Here is a 232-nt window from a genome sequence, read left to right on the forward strand (position 1 = left end):
ACGATCCATAGACCTAAATTTTTGCATTTGACACAGAGGAAATTAAACTGCGAGACTGTGGCGCAACCACTTAATGCGCTGCGCCCAGCATGCTTAACATTATCCCAAGGCGATACGGTGCGAAAAATGTTCTTGATAGTTCGCTCGATATCTCTAGGGAATTTTTCGTTGCCAGAGACACTTTCTAGTTCGCTTAAAATCATCTGCTTAATTTGGCTAGCATTAATCGGTG

General features: G+C 42.7%; 1 protein-coding gene. It reads right to left on the reverse strand.

Annotated elements, in window-relative coordinates; translation table 11 throughout:
• A partial coding sequence (locus KVT32_RS31790; protein ID WP_217619605.1) for a hypothetical protein occupies window positions 1-232 on the reverse strand: 232 nt, incomplete at both ends.

The organism is Achromobacter sp. GbtcB20, assembly GCF_019091095.1.
Classification (GTDB): Bacteria; Pseudomonadota; Gammaproteobacteria; order Burkholderiales; family Burkholderiaceae_B; genus Achromobacter; species Achromobacter mucicolens.